Origin of the sequence: Pseudomonas defluvii (genome assembly GCF_001695625.1) — a bacterium.
GTDB classification, from domain to species: Bacteria; Pseudomonadota; Gammaproteobacteria; order Pseudomonadales; family Pseudomonadaceae; genus Aquipseudomonas; species Aquipseudomonas defluvii.
Map to the genome: position 1 here is coordinate 1 of NZ_MBPN01000210.1, position 3596 is coordinate 3596.

Annotated in this window: 2 protein-coding genes and 1 pseudogene; 2 read left to right on the forward strand and 1 reads right to left on the reverse strand. The window is 57.9% G+C overall.

Annotated elements, in window-relative coordinates:
* Positions 1–35: 35 nt before the first annotated feature.
* Positions 36–1511, reverse strand: coding sequence for a helicase HerA-like domain-containing protein (locus EKA13_RS26350; protein ID WP_065761963.1), 1476 nt, complete (start codon positions 1509–1511; stop codon positions 36–38).
* 229 nt (positions 1512–1740) lie between these two features.
* Here EKA13_RS26350 and EKA13_RS29040 point away from each other — a divergent pair.
* Positions 1741–2706: pseudogene (locus tag EKA13_RS29040) on the forward strand (HAMP domain-containing protein); the annotation flags it as partial.
* Between the two features lie 93 nt (positions 2707–2799).
* A complete protein-coding gene (locus tag EKA13_RS29045; protein ID WP_371917216.1) occupies positions 2800–3564 on the forward strand; it encodes a methyl-accepting chemotaxis protein in 765 nt (254 codons plus the stop codon).
* The last annotated feature ends 32 nt before the right edge of the window (positions 3565–3596 follow it).

Genomic DNA, 3596 nt, shown 5'->3' on the forward strand with positions numbered 1-3596 from the left:
ACGGCGCCTTTCTTATGCTTGAAAGCTCCCCAGCACTAGCGGCGTTTACTCCCCAGCAACGACCCCATCAGCCCCCTTACCAACTGCCGCCCCAACTGACCGGCCGCCTGGCGCACTGCCGACTTGATGGCCTGCCCTGCCGCACTCTGTAAAAACTCACCGGCTATATCGGCAAAACTGTCCTCACTGGCTGCAGACACCTGCTCCGGCACCGGCGCGGTACCTTTACGTGCCGACAACATTTCATAAGCCGATTCGCGGTCGATCGGCTTATCGTAACGACCAGCCAGCGGCGAAGTTGCAATCAGATGTGCTCGCTGTGCGTCACTCAATGGCCCGATTCGTGATTGCGGTGGTGCAATCCGCACGCGCTGAACCATCCCGGGCGTTCCCTTCTCCTGCAGGGTTCCCACCAATGCTTCCCCGATCTCAAGCTCCGTGAGCACTGAAAGCGTGTCAAACGCCGGATTAGGCCGAAAGCCATCCGCTACGGCCTTGAGCGATTTCTGCTCTTTGGTGGTAAATGCACGCAAGCCATGCTGGATACGCAACCCCAACTGAGCTAGAACATCGTCAGGCAGATCTCCCGGCGACTGGGTAACAAAGTAGACCCCAACGCCTTTGGAGCGGATCAACCGAACCACCTGCTCCAAGCGCTCTTGCAATGCCTTTGGCGTTCCGCTGAACAGCAGGTGCGCCTCATCAAAGAACAATGCCAACAGGGGTTTGTCTGCGTCGCCACGCTCAGGCAACTGCTCAAACAGCTCTGACAGGAGCCAGAGCAGGAAGGTTGCGTACACCTTTGGCGCCTCATGCACCAGACGACTGGCATCCAGCAGGTGGATACGCCCGCGCCCATCGGCAGCCGGCTGCAAAAGGTCTTCCAGTTGCAGCGCAGGCTCACCAAACAGCGCCTCGGCGCCCTGCTGCTCAAGACTGGCCAGACGACGCAAGAGCGCCTGGCTGGAGCCGCTGGTCATCAATGCCGCATCGTCGCCCAATACCTGCGGATTGTCCTTCAAGTGCGCAAGCAGTGCCTTGAGGTCCTTGAGGTCAAGAAGCAACAACCCTTCTCGATCCGCCACCTTGAACGCGGCATACAGCGCGGCTTGCTGGCTGTCTGTCAGCTCCAGCAAGTTACCCAACAGTAGCGGCCCCATCTCGCTGAGCGTCGTGCGCAAGGGGTGGCCCGACTGGCCGTGAACATCCCACAAGGTGACCGGGTAGGCCTGCGGGCGATGCTCAAGCCACGGCATCGAGGCGATGCGCTCGGCGACTTTCCCCTGCGGATCGCCCTCTGCGCCGAGGCCACACAAGTCACCTTTGACATCGGCGGCAAACACCGCCACACCCGCGTCGCTAAAAGCCTCGGCCAAGTGCTGTAACGTCACGGTCTTTCCGGTACCCGTGGCACCCGCCACCAGCCCGTGACGGTTGGTCAGACGCAGCGCCTGAACGACAGGCTGACCATCAACATCTGCGCCCAGTACGACGTGTGCGGAGTCAGTCATTATTTTTTCTTCCTCTATTCAAGCTTTGCATGAAAGCGGTCGATAGCTAGGTGTGATGCACCGCACCAAAAGCCAGAAAAAGACCCGACAAGGACATCGGCCCCTGCACTGCTTTGAAGCTGTTCTTTGTGCGACAGACCCGGATTAGAAGACCTTAGCGGACATATACGTTATGAACAAAAGCCTCCGTTTCAGCCATAAGATCCTAATGGCCGCTTCATTGATCGTCATGATCGCCTTCGCCCTCTTTACCTTGTACAACGATTACCTGCAGCGTAATGCGATTCGCGATGATCTGAAAAACTATCTTGAGGAAATGGGCGAATCCACATCGACCAACATCAAGAACCTGTTTGACGGTCGTATTCTGCTGGTACAAAACGCGGCCCAGAACATCGCCGCCTTCCCCAATCAAGAAGCCATCGGCACGATACTCGGCCAACAATCGCTTGTTTCAAGCTTCCTGACGGTTTACCTGGGCGACATCAATGGTGGCTTCACCATTCGTCCGCTGACCAAGATGCCCGACGGTTACGACCCACGTGTTCGCCCTTGGTACAAGGATGGCCTGGCAGCCAATGGCCCGATCCTGACCGAACCTTACATCGACGCCAGCACCGGCAAGATGGTGATTTCCGTGGTGGTTACGGCAGCCCGTAATATCGGCGTGGTCGGCGGTGACCTGGCCCTCGACGGCCTGACAGAGATTATCAATTCGCTGAACTTTGGCGGCATGGGCTATGCCTTCCTGGTGAACGATCAGGGCAAAATCCTGGTGCACCCCGACAAAAACCTGGTGATGAAGTCACTGTCGGACCTGTTCCCGCAGAACACCCCAAGCCTCACCAAGGAAATGAGCGAAGTCGAGCTTAACGGCCGCACCCGCGTACTGAGCTTTGCGCCAGTCAAAGGCCTGCCGTCAGCCAACTGGTACATCGGCCTGTCCATCGACAAGGAGAAAGCCTATGCCATGCTCAGCAAATTCCGCACCTCGGCGATCATCGCCACCCTGGTCGCCATCGTTATCATCATCGCCCTGCTGGGCCTGCTGATTCGCATGCTGTTGCAACCCTTGAACATCATGACCAAGGCAATGGAAGACATTGCTGAAGGTGAAGGTGACCTGACAAAACGCCTGAACATTCACAACCACGATGAGTTCGGCACCCTGGGCAAGGCATTCAACCGTTTCGTCGAACGCATCCACGGCTCTATTCGCGAAGTGTCTTCGGCGACCCAACAGGTCAACGAAGTGGCATTGCGTGTAATCAGCGCCTCAAACTCGTCGATGGTCAACTCTGACGAACAGTCCAACCGCACCAACAGCGTTGCCGCAGCAATCAATCAGTTGGGTGCCGCCGCCCAGGAAATCGCCCATAACGCTGCGCAGGCCTCACAACAGGCCAGTTCTGCACGGCACCTGGCCGAAGAAGGTCAGCAGGTGGTCGACCGCAATATCCAGGCCATGAATCGCCTGTCTGACCTGATCTGCACGTCCAGCGCCCACATCGAGACGCTCAACAACAAGACGGTCAACATTGGCCAAATCCTTGAAGTCATCACCAGCATCTCGCAGCAAACCAACCTGCTGGCACTCAACGCAGCGATCGAAGCTGCGCGAGCTGGCGAGGCCGGTCGTGGTTTTGCGGTGGTTGCTGATGAAGTCCGCAACCTGGCACACCGCACGCAAGAGTCGGCACAACAGGTGCAGAACATGATTGAGGAGTTGCAGGTTGGCGCCCGTGAGTCGGTTGACACCATGAGTCAGAGCCAGCGTCACAGCCAGGACAGCGTGTCGATCGCCAACCAGGCAGGCGAGCGCCTGAGCAGCGTGACACAGCGCATCGGCGAGATTGACGGCATGAACCAATCGGTCGCTACCGCTACTGAAGAGCAGACGGCGGTTGTCGACTCGATCAACATGGACATCAATGAAATCAACATGCTCAACCAGGAAGGTGTCGAGAACCTGCAATCGACCCTGCGCGCCTGCTCAGACCTGGAACAACAGGCTACCCGCTTGAAACACCTGGTCGGCAGCTTCCGCATCTGACGCGACCTGCAGGCAGCGACGCCCGTCGCTGC